The organism is Microbacterium aurantiacum, assembly GCF_040532595.1.
Taxonomy (GTDB): Bacteria; Actinomycetota; Actinomycetes; order Actinomycetales; family Microbacteriaceae; genus Microbacterium; species Microbacterium chocolatum_B.
In genome coordinates this window covers 506476-524659 of sequence record NZ_JBEVYX010000001.1, presented here as the reverse complement: position 1 = coordinate 524659, position 18184 = coordinate 506476, and the positions used below count along the sequence as shown (strand labels likewise).

Sequence of the window (18184 nt, the reverse complement as noted above, 5' to 3'; positions counted from 1 at the left end):
TGCGCGCCGTCGGGGGCCGGCGCGAACACGCGTGACGTTACCGGTACCGGATTGCCCCGGGCCTTCTCCTGTGTTTCGAATCTGTGACGCCGCGTGAGACGCACCCGCAGGCGCGGTTACGAGCCGGGCGGCTAGCCTGGGGCGATGGCGACGAAGGCACCGCGGGAGAACATCGACGAGTCCGAGCTCACCGTCGGCGCTCCGAAGACCGTGGCCGTCGGAGTGCCCGCCGTCGTCCACGCGCTGCAGATCGCGCAGGAGCAGATGGGCGTGGCGCGGACCGCGCGGACGCTGCTGCGTGTCAACCAGAAGGACGGCTTCGACTGCCCCGGGTGCGCCTGGCCGGAGGAGGACAAGCGGCACGTCGCGGAGTTCTGCGAGAACGGCGCCAAGGCCGTGGCCGAGGAGGCGACCCTCCGTCGCGTGGGACCGGACTTCTTCGCGCGGCACAGCGTCGCCGATCTGTCCGCCCACGACGACTGGTGGCTCGGGCAGCAGGGGCGTCTCACCCACCCCGTCATCCTCGACGAGGGGGCCTCGCACTATCGTCCGATCGCGTGGGACGACGCGCTCCGGGAGATCGCCGAGGCGCTGTCCGCCCTCGACGATCCGAATGAGGCGGTGTTCTACACCTCGGGACGCACCTCCAACGAGGCGGCGTTCCTCTACCAGCTGCTCGTGCGGGGGCTCGGAACGAACAACCTCCCCGACTGCTCCAACATGTGCCACGAATCCAGTGGGGCCGCTCTGTCCGAGACCATCGGCATCGGCAAGGGAACGGTGTCGATCGAGGACATCCACGCCGCGGATCTGCTCATCGTCGCTGGGCAGAACCCCGGGACGAACCACCCCCGCATGCTCTCGGCGCTCGAGAAGGCGAAGCAGCGCGGCGCGCGGATCATCGCGGTCAACCCGCTCCCGGAGGCCGGGCTCCTCCGCTTCGAGAACCCGCAGACGCCCCGCGGCATCGCCTTCGGCGGCACCGCGCTGGCCGACGACTTCGTCCAGATCCGTCTGGGCGGCGACCAGGCGCTCTTCCAGGGGGTCGGCAAGCACCTCCTCGAACGGGCCGCGACGGATGCCGCGATCCTCGACACCGCGTTCATCGAGACCTTCACCAGCGGATTCGCCGCCTACCGCGACGCGCTCTCGACGCTCGCGTGGGACGACCTCGTCACCGCCACGGGCCTCGCCGAGGAGCGGATCCGGGACCTCGGCGATGCGGTGGCGGCGTCCTCGGCCACGATCGTCTGCTGGGCGATGGGGCTGACCCAGCACAAGCACTCCGTGCCCACACTCCGCGAGGTCGTCAACGTGCTGCTGCTCCGCGGCGACATCGGGCGTCCGGGCGCGGGCGTCTGCCCCGTGCGCGGCCACTCCAACGTCCAGGGAGACCGCACCGTCGGCATCTACGAGAAGCCCTCGGCGAGGTTCCTCGACGCGCTCGCCGAGGAGTTCTCCTTCGCACCGCCGCGCGCGCACGGATTCGACACCGTTCAGGCGATCCGGGCGATGCGCGACGGCGCGGTGCGGGTGTTCTTCGGGATGGGCGGCAATTTCGTCTCGGCCACACCCGACACCGCGGTCGTGGAGGCGTCCATGGCGCGCGTCGGGCTGAGCGTGCAGGTGTCGACGAAGCTCAACCGCTCGCACGTCGTGACCGGGCGGCGGGCGATCATCCTCCCCACCCTCGGACGGACCGATCGCGACCGGCGGGGCGGAGCCGAGCAGCGCGTGACGGTCGAGGATTCGATGGGGGCCGTTCACGCGTCGCGAGGGCGCCTCGCGCCGCCCGAGGAGGGACTCCTCAGCGAGGTGGCGATCGTCGCGCGCCTGTGCGCGCTGCTCTTCGACGGCGACACCGGTCCCCGTGCGGACTGGCGTGCACTCGAGGGCGACTATGCCGGCATCCGTCAGCACATCTCCCGGGTGGTGCCGGGGTTCGAGGACTACGAGCAGCGCATCGCGAAGGGGCGCACCTTCTTCCTGCCCAACCCGCCGCGCGACGAGCGTCGGTTCGACACCGCCGACGGCCGCGCGCGATTCACGGTCAACGCGCTCGAGTACCCCCGCATCCCCGAGGGGCGCCTTCTCCTGCAGACCCTCCGCTCGCACGATCAGTACAACACCACGATCTACGGGAAGGACGATCGATACCGGGGCATCCGCGGGGGTCGTCGCGTCGTCCTCGCCCACATCGACGACATCCGCGAGCAGGGGTTCGCCGACGGGGATCTGGTCGATCTCGTCTCGGAGTGGTCGGGGCCCGACGGGCTGCAGGAGCGCCGGGCGCCGTCGTTCCGCCTCGTTGCGTACGACACCCCGCGCCGGAACGCGGCGGCCTACTATCCGGAGACGAACGTCCTGGTGCCCTTGGACTCGGTCGCCGACGTCTCGGGAACCCCGACGTCGAAGTCCGTGGTGATCCGCCTCGAGCCGGCGGCGGGCTGAACGCGCACGCGGGCGGGGCTCAGGCGCTGATCGGGCTGCGAAGCCGCGCCGCGACCTGACGCTCGACGAGGACGGGGATGAAGTCCCGAACGTGGGCGGTCTCGAAGGTCTGGAACTGCTCGGCGGTGAGCTGCCGCAGCTCCGCCTCGCCGCACTCCGGGAAGCGGGCGTGCAAACGGTCGACGACGTGCATCAACGCTTCGTACTCGTTCTCCGGGTCGAGGGCGCTCATCATCATGACTCCCATGATGCGACCGCCGCGCGGGCCTGTCCAGGCCTAGGCTGAGGGGATGATCCGCGCAGCCGTTCTGACGGTGTCCGACCGATCCGCCGCCGGCACGCGCGAGGACCGCAGCGGTCCGGTCGCCGTAGCGGCGCTCCGCGAAGCGGGCTTCTCCTGCGACGAGGCGCTGGTCATCCCGGACGGCGCGGACAGTGTGGAGCGCGCGCTCACGGCGCAGATCCTCGCCGGAGTGCGGCTCATCGTCACGACCGGAGGCACCGGTCTCGGTCCGCGCGACGAGACTCCCGAGGGAACCGCCCGCGTCCTCACCCGCCAGATCCCGGGGATCGCGGAGGAGCTCCGGCGGATCGGCACCGCCCAGATGCCGACCGGGATGATCTCCCGCGCGGTCGCGGGCGTCGTCGACCCGCACGGGGCGCTCGTCGTCAACCTCCCGGGGTCGCCCGGCGGCGTCCGCGACGGCATGCCGGTCATCCTCTCCGTCGCGGCCCACGTCATCGACCAGGTCGCCGGCGGGGACCACTGATGGCCGTCGTCGTCCTCGCGGAGGTCAGCGCCGAGCCTCTCGACCTGGCGGCGCACCTGGCAGCCGTCGCCGATCCGGCGATGGGTGCCGAAACCACCTTCGTCGGTCGGGTCCGCGATCACGATCCGGATGCCGCGCGGGAGGTCGCGGCGCTGGAGTACTCCGCGCACCCCGACGCCCCCGCGGCCCTCGCGCGCATCGCCGTCGCGGCGGCGGGGGACACCGAGGCCCGGGTGGCCGTGAGCCACCGGGTCGGAACCCTCGGGGTCGGAGACGTCGCCGTCGTCATCGCGGTCGCGAGCCCGCACCGGGCCACGGCGTTCCAGGTCTGCCGCGCGCTGATCGAGTCGATCAAGACCGATCTTCCGGTCTGGAAGAAGCAGGTCGAGATCGACGGCACCGCCACGTGGCTCGGGCTCGGCGGCTGAACCTCACCCGCCCGCGAAGGGCGGCAGCACGTCGACGGTCTGCGCGTCGGTGAGCGGCGCGTCGTCATCCGCGCGCGCGCCGTCGACGAGCACCGCGCACCGGGGGAGGATGCCGGCCAGCGCGGGGTGCGCGGCGGTGAGCTCGGCACGGAGCGCGCCGAGCGTCGACACGTCGTAGTCCGCCGCGTCGGCGCCGGCTGCCTCCTGGGCGGCGGCGAAGAACCGGACGCGCGTCACGGGGCCCCTCCCGCGGCGCCCTGCGCGTGCGCGCGGGCGAGCGCGGTGATCTCCGCGACGGCGGCGGCGATGTCGCCGGCCGACCCGCCCGCGCGTCCGGCGACGAGACCCGCCACGAAGGCGCTGAGGGGAGCGGCGGGGCGCGCCACGTCATGGGCGACGTCGCGCGCGAGGTCCAGCACCGTCGAGACCGGGACGTCGTCGGGCGCGAGGTCGAAGTGCTCGCGAAGCACCCTCGCCCACGCGTCCAGCGCCTCGGGGGGAAGGGTGCGTTCGGTCATCGCGGCGCCTCCTCGGCGTGGGGGTCGTGCGGCCCGGCGGCGAACCGCCGTCGCGCCCGCTGAAGATCCTCCCACGTGTCGACGTCGTCGGTCACGTGCGCGGGGGCCCGGAGCACCGCGACGGCGAGGTCGTCGACGAGGGCCCGGACGGCGGCGTCGCGGCCTCGATCCGGGAGGGCGGATGCCGCGTCCCGGAGGGCCCGGGTCCGGTAGACCGCGGTGAGCCACTGCGGTCGCCCGGCCGCGTCGGCGAGACACACACCGTCGGTGTCGGCGGGGAACAGGTCCAGATCGGCGACGAGCAGCCCCGCGGCCTCCGCCGCGTGCGGGAGGTCGCTCGCGAGGACGAGGGTCCACTCGGGCGCGTCGACGCCGTCGGTCGCGGCGAGGGCCGCGACGATCGCGGCGGCGGGACCGGCGAAGGGCGGATCCTCCCGGACCCAGAGGGTGGGGATCCCCACGCCCTCCAAGGGCGACTCGGGACCCGCGACGGTGAGACGGCAGGCGCCGGCCGAGACCGCGGCATCCGCTGCCCGGGCGAGCAGCGACCGGCCGCCGACGTCCAGGAGCGGCTTGACCGCACCGCCCAGGCGCGTCGCCCGGCCGCCGGCGAGGAGGACGGCGCCGAGTCGTCTCACCCTGTCGTGCACCCCGTCCCCGGCTGTCACGAATCCTCGGATCGGACCCAGTCGCCGCTCTTCCCACCGGTCTTGCGGGTGATGCGCACCGATTCGAGCGACGTGCCCTTGTCGAGGGCCTTGACCATGTCGATGACCGCGAGCCCGGCGACCGTCACGGCGGTGAGGGCCTCCATCTCGACGCCCGTGCGATCTGCGGTACGGACCGTGGCCTCGATCTCGACACCGGCGTCGGTGATCTCCAGGTCCACCGTCGCCCCGTGGACGCCGATGACGTGCGCGAGGGGGAGCAGCTCCGGGGTGCGCTTGGCGGCCTGGATACCCGAGATCCGGGCGACGGCGAGGACGTCGCCCTTGGGGACCGTGCCGTCGCGGAGGGCGGCGACGACGTCGACCCCGCACCGCACGAGACCGCGCGCGGTCGCGGAGCGGACGGTGGGGACCTTCTCGGTCACATCGACCATGCGGGCGTGCCCGGCGGCATCCAGGTGGGTGAAGCTCATGGGATCAGCATGACATCGACGAGGTCTCCGGCCTCGACGGCGCTCATGTCAGCGGAGACCATCGCGTAGGCCTCGGCGCGGGCGAGGCCCCCCGCGAGGTGAGATCCGCCGCTCGTGGCCGGGACCGCGCGCCACTGCGCCGGGTCGCTCCGATCGATCCGGACCGGGAGGAACTGCGCGCGTCCCGGCGGCGTCCGCCACCCGCGGGCGGCGGGGAGCGTCACCACCGGGCGCGCCAGGTCGCGACGCCCCTGCATCGCGAGGAGCGCCGGGCGGACGAAGACCTCGAACGACACCGCTGAGCTCACGGGGTTGCCGGGAAGGCCGAACAGGAGCGTCCCGGCGGGCGACACCCCGAACCCCTGCGGTTTTCCGGGCTGCATCCGCACTTTGGAGAAGGTCATCCACGCGCCGAGCGTTGATTTGACCACCTCGTATGCGCCCGCGCTGACCCCGCCGGAGAAGACCACCACGTCCGCACCCGCCTCCTCGGCGCGCGCGATCGCTCCGAGGGGACCGCCCACGGTGTCGTCGACGACCTCGCGGGCGACGACATCGGCGCCGGCGTCGCGCGCGAGCATCTCGAGCAGGATGCCGTTGGACTCGGGGATCTCACCGCGGCGGAGCGGCGTCCCGGGTGCGACCAGCTCGGCGCCGGTGGACACCACCGCCACGCGCGGGCGGCGGGAGACCGTCACCGTGGCGACGCCCGCCGCCGCGGCGGAGGAGAGCTGCAGCGGGCCGAGCGGTGTCCCGACGGCGAGCACCTCGGCGCCGGCGACGCAGTCCTCGCCTCGACGGCGCACGTGGACGCCCGGCGCGGGGGCGGCGGTGACGATCACCTCGTCGAGAGAGTCCGCGAGCCCGCCGGCGGTGCTCTCGAACGGGACGATCGTGTCGGCTCCGCTCGGCATCGGCGCGCCCGTCATGATGCGGGCCGCCTCCCCCGGGCCGAGCGGCGGGTCCTCGCCGGATCCGGCGGGGATGTCGGCGACGACGCGCAGTCGGACGGGGCCGTCACCGGCCACGCCGGCGACGTCCTCACCGCGGACGGCGAAACCGTCCATCGCGGAGTTGTCGAAGACGGGGAGGTCGACGGCCGCGCGCACGGGGTCGCGGAGCGTCCGCCCGAGGGCCGCCGCAAGCGGCAGGGTCTCCGGGGAGAGCGCACGCACGGCCGAGAGGACGGTCGCGCGGTGGGCGTCGAGGTCGATCAGGTCGTCATTCACGCGGGGCGCTCCGTGTCCGTCGTCGTCGGTTCGTCGGTGGGATCCGTCGCGTGCGGCCACGTGGAGAGGCCGCCCGCGAGCACCGCGGCATCTACCCCGCGGGCGCGCAGCGCGTCGGCGGCGCGACGGGCGCGGGCGCCGCTGTGGCAGACCACTACGACCGACCCCGCCGACACCGAGCCGGGCTCCGCGAGGAGCGCGCCGAGGGGAACCGTCACGGAGCCGGGGATCGTCCCGGTCGCCGTCTCGGCGGGTTCGCGGACGTCGAGGAGCAGAGCGCCGCCGCGGTGGGCGGCGAGGGCGGCCTCGAGGTCCACCTCGGGAGCGGGAGCGGGAGCGGGATCGGGCGCGGAGGACGCCGTCGGCGAGGGCGCGGGAGAGGCGGCGCGGCTGGGTCGGAGCGGCACCTCCGTCGTCCGGCCGCGGAGGGCGTCCACCACCAGGACGCGCCCGAGGAGCGGCTCGCCGATCCCCGTCACGAGCTTGATGGCCTCGGTGGCGAGGATCCCGCCGACCTGGATGCAGAGCGAGCCGAGCACCCCGACCGCGGCGCACGTGGGAACGTCGCCCTCGCTCCCATCCGGGTAGAGGTCGGAGAGCCGAACGGCCGGGAGAGCGGCATCCGACGGCGTCCAGAAGATCGTCACCTGCGCATGGAACTCCTGCACCACTCCCCAGACGAGCGGGATGCCGAGCCTTTCGCAGGCGTCCGCGACCGCGCGTCGCGTGGCGAAGGTGTCGCTGCCGTCGATCACGATGTCGGCACCGGTGAGGAGCGCGGCGGCGTTCGACGGATCGATCCGCTCGTCCACCGGGTCGACACGGGTCCCGGGGGAGAGGTCGGCCGCCGCTCGAACGGCCGACGCGGTCTTGGGGCGGCCGGCGTCCTCGTGGCGGTGCATCACCTGCCGCTGCAGGTTGGAGATCTCCACGACGTCGTCGTCGATCACGGTGAGGCGACCGACGCCGGCCGCGGCGAGGGCGAGGATCACGGGGGATCCGAGGCCGCCCGCACCGATCACCGCGACGTGGGCGGCGGCGAGGCGGCGCTGACCGATCTCGCCGAATCCCGCGAGCACCGCGTGGCGGGCCGTCCGGGAGACCTCGGCGGGATCGAGGGCGGCCACGGGCGCGACCAGCGGGGGAAGGGGCACCCCCTCAGGCTACGACGGGAGTGCGAAGGGGGCACCGGCATCCGCACTAGCGGAGAAAAGGCGGGTCTCGGCCCGCGTATGCGGTGATACTGTGGCGCGGTGACCGCCTACAAGATCGCCGACGCCGCGCGCCTCCTCGGCGTGAGCGATGACACCGTGCGGCGGTGGGTGGAGGCGGGGACGCTTCCGACCACGGGAGCGACGCCCGCGGAGATCCCCGGGACGGCTCTCGCCGAACGCGCGGTGGCCCTCGCGGCAAGGCCCGAGGACCCCACGGACGTCCTCTCCAGCGCCCGCAACCGCTTCACGGGACTCGTCACCCGCATCGTGCGGGACACCGTGATGGCGCAGGTCGACATCCAGTCCGGCCCGCATCGGGTGGTGTCGCTGATGTCCGCCGAGGCGGTGGACGCTCTGGGCCTCGAGGTCGGATCGCTCGCCGTGGCGGTCGTCAAGGCCACCACCGTCATCGTCGAGACGCCGAAGGACTGACGTGCGGTTCGCCGGGTCGCACGGCAGGACCCTCCTGGTGCTGGGTGCCTGCGCGCTCCTGCTCGCCGGGTGCACGTCGAGCCACGTGGGCGACTCCCCGGCGGCGGGGGAGGGAGCGCTGACCGGCGAGGTCACGGTCTTCGCCGCGGCCTCCCTCGCCTCGGCCTTCGACGAGATCGCCGCGCAGTTCGAACAGGCCCATCCGGGCGTGGACGTCCGACCGATCTCGTACGACGGATCGAGCATCCTCGCCACCCAGATCGTCGAGGGCGCACCGGCGGACGTCTTCGCCTCGGCCGACGAGGACACGATGGCGACCGTCGTGGATGCCGGGCTCGCCGCGGAACCGTCGCTGTTCGCCACCAACACCCTGGTCATAGCGGTGCCGGCCGGGAACCCCGCGGGGATCGAGAGCCTCGCCGGTCTCTCCGATGCGTCCACCCGCACCGTCCTGTGCGCGCCCGAGGTGCCGTGCGGCCGGGCGACCCGGGCCCTGCTCGAGGATCAGGGCGTGCGCGTGACGCCGGCCAGCTCCGAGCAGAACGTCACCGCGGTGCTGACGAAGGTGGCGGCGGGCGAGGCCGATGGGGGCCTCGTCTACGCCACCGACGTCGCGGGGCGCGACGACGTCGAGGTGATCGTCCCGGAAGGCGCCGAGGACGTCGTCAACCGCTACCCGATCGCGGCGCTCGCCGACGCCGCCGATCCGGACGTCGCCGCCGCGTTCGTCGCGTTCGTCCTCGGAGCGGACGGTCGGGCCGTGCTCGCCGACCGCGGGTTCGGCGCATCGTGAGAACCCGCCGACAGCCCGCGGGCTTCGTCCCGCGGATCCTCCTGATCCCCGCCGTCGCCGGGCTCGCCCTCCTCCTCGTCCCCCTCGTCGCCCTCCTCGCCCGGGCGGAGTGGTCGACGCTCCTCGCGGACGTCACGTCCCCGCAGGCGCTGTCGGCTCTCGGGCTCTCCCTCTCGACCGGCATCGTGGCCACGGGCGTGTGCGCGCTCCTCGGCATTCCGCTCGCGATCGTCATCGCGCGCAGCTCCGCGCGCACCGCGGGACTCCTCCGCGCGCTCGTCACGGTGCCCCTCGTCCTGCCCCCGATGGTGGGCGGCGTCGCGCTCCTGTACCTGTTCGGCCGCACGGGCTGGCTCGGAGGCGCGCTCGCCGATATCGGCATCCGTCTGCCCTTCTCGACACCCGCGGTCGTCATCGCGCAGACCTTCGTCGCCCTTCCCTTCCTCGTCCTCGCCGTCGAGGGGTCGCTCCGCGCGACGGGCGTCGGCTACGAGCAGGCCGCCGCCGGGCTCGGTGCCGGACGCTGGACGATCCTCCGCCGCATCACCCTCCCGCTCGCGGCTCCCGGCATCGTCGCCGGTGTCGTCCTCTGCTTCGCGCGGGCGATCGGGGAGTTCGGGGCGACGGCGCTGTTCGCGGGGAACGCGCCCGGTGTCACGCAGACCATGCCGCTCGCGATCTACACCGCATTCAACGGCGCAGGGGTGACGCAGGGCACGGCGATCGCCCTGTCCCTGCTGCTGCTGTTCACCGCCGTCGGGGTGCTCCTCCTCGTGCGCGCGTGGCGTCCGACGGGACAGGCGGTGGCGCGATGACGGCGGCGGCGCTGGAGGCGCACATCGTCGTCTCGCGGAGCCGATTCACCGTGGACGTGGACCTCGCGGTGCCCGCCGGCGGCACCCTCGCGATCATGGGTCCGAGCGGTGCCGGCAAGTCCACGCTCCTCCGGGCCCTCGCCGGCCTCGTCCGGCTGGATGCCGGGGCGATCCGCCTCGGTGAGGATGTCGTCTCGCGCGCGCGGCCGCCCGTGCACCGCGATCCCGCAGAGCGCGGGATCGCCCTCCTCGGCCAGGATCCCCACCTCTTCCCGCACCTGAGCGTGCGGGAGAACATCGCCTTCGGACCGCGGGCGCGCGGCGTGGCGGTGCGCGCGGCCCGGTCGACCGCGGAGGCCTGGCTCGAGCGGGTGGGGCTGGCAGGGACCGGCGACCTCGCCCCGGCGGCGCTGTCGGGCGGGCAGCAGCAGCGGGTGGCGCTCGCGCGGGCGCTCGCCGTCGAGCCGCGCCTCCTGCTCCTGGATGAGCCGCTGACCTCCCTCGACGTCGCCACCGCCGCCGAGATCCGCGTGCTCCTCGGCGCCGAACTGGCCAGGACCGGGGTGACCGCCGTCGTCGTGTCGCACGATGCCGCGGACACCGTCGGGATCGCCGAGCGCCTCGTGATCGTCGAGGACGGCGCGCTCGTGCAGGAGGGTGGCGTCGAGGAGGTGCTCACCTCCCCGCGTTCCCGGTTCGCCGCCGCCGTCGCCGCCGCCCATCGCTTCGGGGGCGACGCGGATTCGACTCAAACGGGTCCGCGGGACCGGCCGCGCGCGTAGCCTTCCGTCATGGACGATCTCTCCACGCCGACCGGACGAGAACCGGCCCTTCGCGCCGTCGCCGCCGAGGACGGCACGCCCCCGCGCGTCCTCGTGCTCGGCGCCACCGGCTACATCGGCGGCCGCCTCGTTCCGCGCCTCCTCGCTGCGGGCTACCGCGTGCGGGTCCTCGCGCGGGACACGGCCCGCCTCGGGGCGTTCACCTGGGGCGCCGAGGTCGAGGCGGTGCAGGGCGACGCGACGGATGCCGCCGCCATGGCCGAGGCGACGGCGGACGTCGACGTCCTCTACTACCTCGTGCACTCGATGTCGGCGGGCGCGGCGTTCGAGGACGCCGACCGTCGTGCCGCGCGCACCGTCGCCGACGCGGCCGCGGCCGCGGGCGTGTCGCGCATCGTCTACCTCGGCGGCCTCCATCCCGAGGACGCGCCGCTGTCGGCGCACCTCCGCTCCCGCGTCGAGGTCGGCGAGGTCTTCCTCGCGTCGGGCGTTCCCACACTCGTGCTCCAGGCGGGTGTCGTCATCGGGTCGGGCTCGGCGTCCTTCGAGATGGTCCGCCACCTCACGGAGGTGCTGCCGTACATGCCGGCGCCGCGCTGGGTGCGCAACCACATCCAGCCCATCGCGGTCCGCGACGTCCTGCACTACCTCCTGGGCGCGGCGAAGATCGCCCCGAACGTCAACCGGGCGGTCGACATCGGCGGACCGGACGTCCTGCGCTACGGGCAGATGATGAACGGCTACGCCGTCGTCGCCGGCCTGCCGCAGCGGGCGATCGCCGCGCTCCCCGTCCTGACCCCGCGACTGGCGTCCCACTGGGTCAATCTTGTGACACCGATCCCGCGGTCGATCGCGCGGCCTCTGGTGGAGTCGCTCCAGAACGAGTGCGTGATGAAGGACCACGACATCGACGATCTGATCCCGCCGCCCGAGGACGGTCTCACCGGCTACCGGCACGCCGTCCGCCTCGCGCTCGGACGCGAGCAGGAGGACCGTGTGGAGACCAGCTGGCTGGACGCCGAAGTGCTCGGCGTTCCGAGTGATCCTCTGCCGAGCGACCCCGACTGGGCCGGACGCACCGTGTTCGTCGATGCCCGATCCGCCCACACCTCCGCGCCGCAGGAGGCGCTGTGGCGCGTGATCGAGGGGATCGGCGGCGCCAACGGGTGGTATTCCTCCCCGATCCTCTGGGCGATCCGCGGCTGGATGGATCGGCTCGTGGGCGGCATCGGCCTGGCGCGCGGTCGCCGCAGCCGGGAGCGGCTGCAGGTCGGCGACGCGCTGGACTTCTGGCGGGTGGAGGCCCTCGAGCCGGGATCGTTCCTCCGGCTGCGTGCCGAGATGAAGGTGCCGGGCCTCGCGTGGCTCGAACTCCGCGCCGTGGCGGAGGAGAACGGCTCCCGCTACGAGCAGCGTGCGGTGTTCTTCCCGCTGGGCCTCGCCGGCCGCCTCTACTGGCTGGCGGTGCTGCCCTTCCACGGCTTCATCTTCTCGGGGATGGCCAATCGCATCGCCGCGACCGCCGAGATGGATGCCGACGCCTCCGCGCAGCCGGTGACGGTCACGCGCTGACGAGCGTTCCCGATCGCACATGCACGGTGCGGTCGATGAGTCCCTCGGGCACCGTCACGTGCGAGATGAGCACCACTGCCTGATCTTCGCCGACCGCCTCCAGCAGGTCGCGGAGGAGCGCGTCGGACGCGGCGGGATCCACACCGGCGGTCGGTTCGTCCAGAACCAGCACGGGAAAGCCGCGCAGCAGTGCCCGCGCGAGCGCGAGCCGCTGCGCCTGCCCGCCGGAGACGAGGGCTCCGCGCTCGCCGACACGCGCGTCCAGGCCCCCGCGCTCGCGGAGCCAGGGCCCGAGACCCACGCGCGCGAGGACGGCCTCGAGATCGGCATCCGTGGCGGTGTCGCGGGCGAACAGGAGATTCTGCCGGATGTCCTCGTCGAAGAGCATCGGGCTCTGCTCGCAGAGGCCCACGGTGCGACGGACGTCGTCGGTGGACAGCGCCTGCACCGGGACGCCCCCGATCGTGTACTCGCCGGAGACGTCGAGGAAGCGCACCAGGACATGGGCGAGGGTCGACTTGCCCGCCCCGCTGGATCCCACCACAAGGAGGCGCTCGCCCGGCGCGACGTGCAGGTCGACGTCGTGCAGGGCGGGGGCGGAGGCGCCGGGCCAGTGGGCCGAGACGCCACTCAGGCGGATGCCGTCGCCGAGCGCGGGACCGAGTCCGGTCGGTTCCGGATCTTCGGCGACGAGTCCCGCCGGGACATCCGCGGGGACCGCATCCGCGACGCGTTCGGCGCTCGCGCGCACCTGGCGCCACGCCGCGGCCGCGAGCGGGACGGCGGCGAACACCTCGAAGACGGCCATCGGGACGAGGATCACCACGGCCAGGGCCGGGGCCGAGACGATGCCGGCGGCGACGGGCCCGGCGGTCACGAGGACCGCGGCGAGGCTGGCGGCGCCCGCGAGGAGCGACACGACGGCCGCGGTGCCGGCCTGCGCGCCCGCGCGGCGGAGGATCGCGCGACGGAGCGCACGGTCCGCGCGGGCGATACGGTCGCGCCCGGCCGCTTCCGCACCGTAGGCGGAGAGGACGTCGAGGCTGCCGAGCTGGTCGAGGACGGCATCCGACAGCTCCGCGCGCAGCGGCGCGATCGCGCGCTCCGCTCGAGCTCCGGAGGCCCATCCCCACGCCGTGGCGGCCGCGCCCGCGGCGAGGAGGCAGGCCAGAAGGGTAAGCCCCGCGGGCCACCAGACGATGCTCACGAGGATCACGGCGCCGAGGGCGACGGTGGCGGACGCGACGAGCGGCTGGATCACGCGCAGCGGAAGATTCTGGAGCTCGTCGACGTCGTCGACGAGCGCGCCGAGCATCGAGCCGCGGCGCGACCGGGTGAGCCCGTCGGGGGCGAGCGGTACGAGACGCCGGACGAGCGAGGAGCGCGTCGCCGCGAGCTGGCGGAGGGCGGCGTCGTGGCCGGTGAGACGCTCGAGGTAGCGGAAGACCGCGCGCGAGATCGCGAAGAACCGCACCCCGACGACGGCTGCGGTGAGGAAGAGCACCGGCGGCTGCTCGCTCGCGCGAACGATCAGCCACGCACTGACGGCGAGGAGCGCCACGGCCGAGGCTTCGGAGGCGAATCCGGAGGCGAGTGCGGGTACGAGGCGCGGTGCGGGCGGGACGGCACCGCGGAGGACGTCGGCGGAGGTGCGCGTCTGCGCGGGGACACGGGCGCGCGCGGTCATGCCGTCACCTGCCGGGCGGGGACGACGGCGCGCAGCGGAACCACCTGGTCGGCGATCGGGTGGGCCGAGGTGCGGTGGGAGATGAGCAGGACGCACGCGCCGTCGTCCGCCAGACCGCGGAGGGCGGTCCACAGGCGCGCCTCCGTCTCGGCGTCCAGTGCCGCACTCGGCTCGTCCAGCGCGAGGACGCACGCGCGCCCGCGGAGGAGGCGGTAGACGGCCCGGGCGACGGCGACCCGCTGCGCCTGGCCGCCGGAGAGCCCCGCGCCCTGGACCCCCAGCATCCGTTCCGGGACGATGTCGTCGGCGCACGCCAGGGCGAGCGCGAGCGCGACGACCGCGGGATCGGGATCGTCGTCGCCGAGCGCGACGTTCGCGGCGACGCTGCCGCCGACGAGACCCGGCTGCTGCCCGGCCCACGCCAGCCACCGGGCCGGGGCGAGGGTGCGGACGTCGGTGTCGCCGAGTCGGGCGGAACCCTCGAATGCGACGGTTCCGCGAAGGGCGGCGAACACGCTGGACTTGCCGACGCCGCTGGGTCCCGACAGCACGGTGATCGTGCCCGGCGCGGCTCGGAAGGTCACCGGCGGCAGCAGGCGCTCCCCGTGACGGACGGCGACGTCGTCGAGCACCAGTTCGCCCTCGACGGCGGCATCCGCCTCCGCCCCCGCGGCAGCGCTCCCGGTGCGTTCGAGGGGGAGGGCGCGGGCGGCGTCAAGCACGGTGAAGACGTCGTCCGTCGCGGCGACACCCTCGGCGGCGGCGTGGAACTGCACGCCGACCTGGCGGACCGGCAGGTATGCCTCGGGGGCGAGGAGGAGGACGAAGAGTCCGACCGACAGCAGGAGCGAGCCGTCGATGAGGCGGAAGCCGATGGTGACGGCGATGACGGCGACCGAGAGGGAGGCGAGGAACTCCAGGGCGAAGCCGGAGAGGAACGACACGCGCAGCACCCGCATCGTCTCGCGCCGGTAGTCCTCCGTCACCCGTTCGATCGAGGATGCCGCACGGTGCTGGCGTCCGAACACCTTCAGCGTCGACAGCCCCTGGACGGTGTCGGAGAAGCGCGCGGCGAGGCGGCCGAGCGTCGCCCACTGCTTCCGCTGCACGCTCCGCGTGGCCAGGCCGATCAGCACCATGAAGATCGGGATCAGGGGGAGGGTGAGGACGACGGTGAGTCCCGAGATCCAGTCCTGCCACCACATCACCGCGATGATGAGCGGCGTCGCGATGACGGTCTGCACGAGCTGCGGCAGATAGCGCCCGAAATAGGCCTCGAGGGCGTCGAGGCCGCGGCCGGCGGTCACCGCGAGCGCCGCGGAGTTGCGACCGGCGAGCCATCCGGGTCCGAGCCGTCCGACCGCGGTGAGCAGACCGTCGCGCAGCTGTGACTGGACGCGCGCCGCGGCGTGCGCGGCGACCCGTTCGCGGACGGCGAGGAGTCCGGCGCGCACGGCGACCACGGCGGCCAGGAGCGCGAGGGTGCGGGTGAGGTCGGCGACGGGAACACCCTCGATGACACCCACGACCGCACGCGAGAGCAGCCACGCGAACGCCACGATGACGGCGGTCTGCGCGAGGGAGAGGACGCCGAGGGCGACGAAGAACCCCCGCGACGCGGCCGCGTAGCGCAGGAGCCGCGGATCCACGGGCGGTCCTCCCGCGCGGGTGGGGCCCTCGGCATCCGTCTCGTTCATACCGCTGTCGACACTAGCCGCCCCGCGCCCCGGCCGCTTCGTGCCGTGCCTCGCCGCGTCGTGCTCAGTGCACCTCCGCGGCGGCGCGCTCGATGGTCGCACGGGTGACCCGCTTGCGGAACACCCAGTAGGTCCACCCCTGGTAGAGCACGATCATCGGCAGGAAGATCAGGGCCGCCCACGACATGATCGTCAGCGTGTAGTCGGTGCTGGAAGCGTTCTCGATGGTCAGGCTGTAGGCCGGATCGGTCGAGGAGGGCATGACGTAGGGGAACAGGGCGAAGAAGAGGCTCAGCACGGCGGTGACGATCGTGGCGGCGCCGAAGCCGAAGGCCCAGCCCTCGCGGTCGCGTGCGTTGAAGAACACCGACATCACCAGGCTGACCGCGGCGATCGCGGCGGCGGCGATCATGAAGACCAGCAGCGGCGCCTCGCGTCCGGCGGCGATGAACACCGTCCAGACGAGGAATGCGGCGGCGACGACGATCGTGAGCATCCCCGCGCGGCCGGCGAGTCGGCGAGCGTCCCCGCGCACCGGGTCGTCCGTCTTGAGGGCGATGAAGTAGAGCCCGTGCGTGAAGAAGAGCAGGAGGGTGGTGAGGCCCCCGAGCAGGCCGTAGGGGTTCAGGAGCGTCAGGAGGGTCCCGGTGAACTCCATGTCGGCGTCGATCGGCACGCCCTGGACGATGTTGGCGAAGGCCACGCCCCACAGCAGCGACGGCACCGCCGAGCCGACCACGATCATCGTGTCGAAGCGACGCTTCCACTGCAGCGAGTCGCGCTGGTGCCGGTACTCGAACGACACGCCGCGCACGATGAGGGCGAGCAGGATCAGCAGCAGGGGCAGATAGAACCCGCTGAAGAGGGTGGCGTACCAGTTGGGGAAGGCCGCGAACAGCACGGCGCCGGCGACGATGACCCACGTCTCGTTGAGGTCCCACACCGGGCCGATGGTGTTGATGATCTGGCGCCGCGAGACGTCGTTCTTCCCGAGGAAGGGCAGCGACATCCCCACGCCGAAGTCGAACCCGTCCAGGACGAAGTAGCCGATGAAGAAGATGCCGACGATCCAGAACCAGAGGTAGGCGAGATCCATGATGTGCTCCGGGTGCTCAGTAGACCGTGGTCGGGGTGTCTTCGACCGCGCGGTCGCGCGGGTCGGGGTCGTCCGGGCCCGGCATCGGGTCCGGTCCCTTCTGGGCGGCCTTGACGATGAGGCCGAACTCCACCACCGCGAGGATCGCGTAGATCGCGGTGAATGACAGGAGCGAGATCAGCACCGTCCATCCGGGGACGCTCGGTGACACCCCGTCCTCGGTGAGCATGAGGCTGAACACGATCCAGGGCTGGCGGCCCATCTCGGTGAAGACCCACCCGACGAGGCTGCCGAGGAGGGGGAGGGGGGCCGACCAGATGGCGACCTTCCACATCCAGCCGGCGACCGGGCGGGTGGCCTTCTTCCGCGTGACCCAGAGGCCCGCGATCGCGACGAGGGCCGCCGCCCCGCCGAGGGCGATCATCCAGCGGAACGACCAGTAGGTGACCCAGACGATGGGCATGTAGTCCACGCCCGCGCCGAACTGCTCGGTGTACTGCGCCTGGAGGTCGTTGAGGCCCTCGACGCAGCCGTCGAGACTGTGCGTGGACAGCAGCGACAGCAGGTACGGCACGCGCAGCGACCAGATCTCCTCCGACCCGTCGGGTGTGCCGAGCGAGAAGAGCGAGAACGAGGCATCCGCTCCGCACGCGGTGTCCCACATGGCTTCGGCGGCCGCCATCTTCATGGGCTGGGTCGCCACCATCACCAGGCTCAGCTGGTCACCGGAGATCGCCACGCCGACGAAGGAGACCACGACGGCCCACAGACCGAACCGGAGCGAGGTGCGCATCGTCTCGATGTGCTGGTTGCGCGCGAGGTGCCACGCCGAGACCGCGACGACGACGGCGGCGGCGAACATCCACGCGGAGAAGATCGTGTGCGGGAAGGCGGCGAGGACGACCGGGTTGGTGAGGACGGCGAAGAAGTCGACCAGCTCCGCGCGGCTGCCGTCGGCGGCCATCTGGTAGCCGACCGGGTTCTGCATGAACGCATTGGCGGCGAGGATGAAGTACGCCGACAGGGTCGATCCGAACACGACCATCCAGGCCGAGAAGAGGTGGAGGGCGCGGGGGAGCCGGTTCCAGCCGAAGATCCACAGCCCGATGAAGGTGGCCTCGAAGAAGAAGGCCATGAGGCCCTCGAAGGCGAGCGGGGCGCCGAAGACATCCCCGACGAAGCGCGAGTACGCCGACCAGTTCATCCCGAACTGGAACTCCTGGACGATGCCGGTGACCACGCCCATGGCGAAGTTGATGAGGAAGATCTTCCCGAACAGGCGCGTCAGGTGCAGGTACTTCACCTGACCGGTGCGGTGCCACACGGTCTGGAAGATCGCGACGACGAGCGCCATGCCGAGCGTCAGGGGGACGAAGAGGTAGTGGTACAGCGTCGTGAGACCGAACTGCCAGCGCGCCAGCAGCAGGGGGTCCAGGAATTCCACGATGCGCTCTCCGATCGTCTGGGTCGGCCTGAGTGGTCTGACCACAGAATAGCATGTGGTCTGACCATACGGGGAGGGGCATCTTCCCCTCCCATCGAGATCAGGATGCTCCTCC

Annotated in this window: 19 protein-coding genes; 8 read left to right on the top strand and 11 right to left on the bottom strand. The window is 72.9% G+C overall.

Annotation, left to right across the window (positions count from 1 at the left end):
• Positions 1-144: 144 nt before the first annotated feature.
• Positions 145-2451, top strand: coding sequence for an FdhF/YdeP family oxidoreductase (locus ABXJ56_RS02655; protein ID WP_353998187.1), 2307 nt, complete (start codon positions 145-147; stop codon positions 2449-2451).
• A gap of 19 nt (positions 2452-2470) precedes the next feature.
• On the opposite strand, the gene ABXJ56_RS02650 is transcribed toward ABXJ56_RS02655, so the two are convergent.
• A complete protein-coding gene (locus tag ABXJ56_RS02650) occupies positions 2471-2698 on the bottom strand; it encodes a three-helix bundle dimerization domain-containing protein (RefSeq protein ID WP_353998186.1) in 228 nt (75 codons plus the stop codon).
• Between the two features lie 43 nt (positions 2699-2741).
• Between ABXJ56_RS02650 and ABXJ56_RS02645 the strand changes: the two genes are divergently transcribed.
• A complete protein-coding gene (locus ABXJ56_RS02645; protein WP_353998185.1) occupies positions 2742-3221 on the top strand; it encodes a MogA/MoaB family molybdenum cofactor biosynthesis protein in 480 nt (159 codons plus the stop codon).
• Positions 3221-3649, top strand: coding sequence for a molybdenum cofactor biosynthesis protein MoaE (locus tag ABXJ56_RS02640; protein WP_353998184.1), 429 nt, complete (start codon positions 3221-3223; stop codon positions 3647-3649). The genes ABXJ56_RS02645 and ABXJ56_RS02640 overlap by 1 nt, the downstream gene beginning before the upstream one ends.
• Positions 3650-3652: 3 nt before the next feature.
• Here the strand turns inward: ABXJ56_RS02640 and ABXJ56_RS02635 are convergent, their stop codons facing one another.
• The 6 genes from ABXJ56_RS02635 to ABXJ56_RS02610 are packed head-to-tail and all read right to left on the bottom strand — an operon-like array spanning position 3653 to position 7691.
• Complete coding sequence (locus ABXJ56_RS02635; RefSeq protein WP_353998183.1) at positions 3653-3886, bottom strand: MoaD/ThiS family protein; 234 nt, start codon at positions 3884-3886, stop codon at positions 3653-3655.
• Positions 3883-4167: a DUF6457 domain-containing protein gene (locus ABXJ56_RS02630; protein WP_353998182.1), complete on the bottom strand. Its 285-nt coding sequence runs from the start codon at positions 4165-4167 to the stop codon at positions 3883-3885. The genes ABXJ56_RS02635 and ABXJ56_RS02630 overlap by 4 nt, the downstream gene beginning before the upstream one ends.
• Positions 4164-4835, bottom strand: coding sequence for a molybdenum cofactor guanylyltransferase (gene mobA / locus ABXJ56_RS02625; protein ID WP_353998181.1), 672 nt, complete (start codon positions 4833-4835; stop codon positions 4164-4166). The genes ABXJ56_RS02630 and mobA overlap by 4 nt, the downstream gene beginning before the upstream one ends.
• Positions 4832-5308, bottom strand: coding sequence for a cyclic pyranopterin monophosphate synthase MoaC (moaC, locus tag ABXJ56_RS02620; RefSeq protein ID WP_353998180.1), 477 nt, complete (start codon positions 5306-5308; stop codon positions 4832-4834). The genes mobA and moaC overlap by 4 nt, the downstream gene beginning before the upstream one ends.
• Positions 5305-6537 (bottom strand): molybdopterin molybdotransferase MoeA, encoded by a 1233-nt coding sequence (locus ABXJ56_RS02615; RefSeq protein ID WP_353998179.1) that lies wholly within the window; start codon positions 6535-6537, stop codon positions 5305-5307. The genes moaC and ABXJ56_RS02615 overlap by 4 nt, the downstream gene beginning before the upstream one ends.
• Positions 6534-7691 carry a HesA/MoeB/ThiF family protein gene (locus ABXJ56_RS02610; protein ID WP_353998178.1) on the bottom strand — a complete coding sequence of 386 codons (1158 nt, stop codon included), beginning with the start codon at positions 7689-7691 and terminating at the stop codon, positions 6534-6536. Before ABXJ56_RS02610 ends, ABXJ56_RS02615 begins: the two co-directional genes overlap by 4 nt.
• A 99-nt stretch (positions 7692-7790) precedes the next feature.
• Between ABXJ56_RS02610 and ABXJ56_RS02605 the strand changes: the two genes are divergently transcribed.
• The 5 genes from ABXJ56_RS02605 to ABXJ56_RS02585 are packed head-to-tail and all read left to right on the top strand — an operon-like array spanning position 7791 to position 12145.
• Complete coding sequence (locus ABXJ56_RS02605) at positions 7791-8183, top strand: TOBE domain-containing protein (protein WP_353998177.1); 393 nt, start codon at positions 7791-7793, stop codon at positions 8181-8183.
• A gap of 1 nt (position 8184) precedes the next feature.
• Complete coding sequence (gene modA, locus ABXJ56_RS02600) at positions 8185-8976, top strand: molybdate ABC transporter substrate-binding protein (protein ID WP_353998176.1); 792 nt, start codon at positions 8185-8187, stop codon at positions 8974-8976.
• Positions 8973-9791, top strand: a complete 819-nt coding sequence (locus tag ABXJ56_RS02595) for an ABC transporter permease (RefSeq protein ID WP_353998175.1) — start codon at positions 8973-8975, stop codon at positions 9789-9791. Before modA ends, ABXJ56_RS02595 begins: the two co-directional genes overlap by 4 nt.
• Positions 9788-10573: a sulfate/molybdate ABC transporter ATP-binding protein gene (locus ABXJ56_RS02590; RefSeq protein ID WP_353998174.1), complete on the top strand. Its 786-nt coding sequence runs from the start codon at positions 9788-9790 to the stop codon at positions 10571-10573. The genes ABXJ56_RS02595 and ABXJ56_RS02590 overlap by 4 nt, the downstream gene beginning before the upstream one ends.
• Positions 10574-10582: 9 nt before the next feature.
• Positions 10583-12145 carry an SDR family oxidoreductase gene (locus ABXJ56_RS02585; protein WP_353998173.1) on the top strand — a complete coding sequence of 521 codons (1563 nt, stop codon included), beginning with the start codon at positions 10583-10585 and terminating at the stop codon, positions 12143-12145.
• Here ABXJ56_RS02585 and cydC read toward each other — a convergent pair.
• From cydC to ABXJ56_RS02565, 4 genes are all read right to left on the bottom strand, one after another.
• A complete protein-coding gene (gene cydC, locus ABXJ56_RS02580) occupies positions 12135-13832 on the bottom strand; it encodes a thiol reductant ABC exporter subunit CydC (protein ID WP_353998172.1) in 1698 nt (565 codons plus the stop codon). The two genes, ABXJ56_RS02585 and cydC, sit on opposite strands and share 11 nt — an antisense overlap.
• Positions 13829-15529, bottom strand: coding sequence for a thiol reductant ABC exporter subunit CydD (gene cydD, locus ABXJ56_RS02575; protein WP_353998171.1), 1701 nt, complete (start codon positions 15527-15529; stop codon positions 13829-13831). The genes cydC and cydD overlap by 4 nt, the downstream gene beginning before the upstream one ends.
• A gap of 64 nt (positions 15530-15593) precedes the next feature.
• On the bottom strand, positions 15594-16625 hold the full coding sequence (gene cydB / locus ABXJ56_RS02570; RefSeq protein WP_353998170.1) for a cytochrome d ubiquinol oxidase subunit II: 1032 nt from the start codon (positions 16623-16625) through the stop codon (positions 15594-15596).
• 16 nt (positions 16626-16641) lie between these two features.
• Positions 16642-18069: a cytochrome ubiquinol oxidase subunit I gene (locus ABXJ56_RS02565; protein WP_353998169.1), complete on the bottom strand. Its 1428-nt coding sequence runs from the start codon at positions 18067-18069 to the stop codon at positions 16642-16644.
• Between the last annotated feature and the right edge of the window lie 115 nt (positions 18070-18184).

What these genes read in the sequence shown, in the direction of transcription:
- ABXJ56_RS02655 (WP_353998187.1), top strand. Translation starts at nt 145, where the DNA reads ATGGCGACGAAGGCACCGCGGGAGAACATCGACGAGTCCGAGCTCACC.
- ABXJ56_RS02650 (WP_353998186.1), bottom strand. Translation starts at nt 2,698, where the DNA reads ATGGGAGTCATGATGATGAGCGCCCTCGACCCGGAGAACGAGTACGAA.
- ABXJ56_RS02645 (WP_353998185.1), top strand. Translation starts at nt 2,742, where the DNA reads ATGATCCGCGCAGCCGTTCTGACGGTGTCCGACCGATCCGCCGCCGGC.
- ABXJ56_RS02640 (WP_353998184.1), top strand. Translation starts at nt 3,221, where the DNA reads ATGGCCGTCGTCGTCCTCGCGGAGGTCAGCGCCGAGCCTCTCGACCTG.
- ABXJ56_RS02630 (WP_353998182.1), bottom strand. Translation starts at nt 4,167, where the DNA reads ATGACCGAACGCACCCTTCCCCCCGAGGCGCTGGACGCGTGGGCGAGG.
- moaC (WP_353998180.1), bottom strand. Translation starts at nt 5,308, where the DNA reads ATGAGCTTCACCCACCTGGATGCCGCCGGGCACGCCCGCATGGTCGAT.
- ABXJ56_RS02590 (WP_353998174.1), top strand. Translation starts at nt 9,788, where the DNA reads ATGACGGCGGCGGCGCTGGAGGCGCACATCGTCGTCTCGCGGAGCCGA.
- ABXJ56_RS02585 (WP_353998173.1), top strand. Translation starts at nt 10,583, where the DNA reads ATGGACGATCTCTCCACGCCGACCGGACGAGAACCGGCCCTTCGCGCC.
- cydC (WP_353998172.1), bottom strand. Translation starts at nt 13,832, where the DNA reads ATGACCGCGCGCGCCCGTGTCCCCGCGCAGACGCGCACCTCCGCCGAC.
- cydD (WP_353998171.1), bottom strand. Translation starts at nt 15,529, where the DNA reads ATGAACGAGACGGATGCCGAGGGCCCCACCCGCGCGGGAGGACCGCCC.
- cydB (WP_353998170.1), bottom strand. Translation starts at nt 16,625, where the DNA reads ATGGATCTCGCCTACCTCTGGTTCTGGATCGTCGGCATCTTCTTCATC.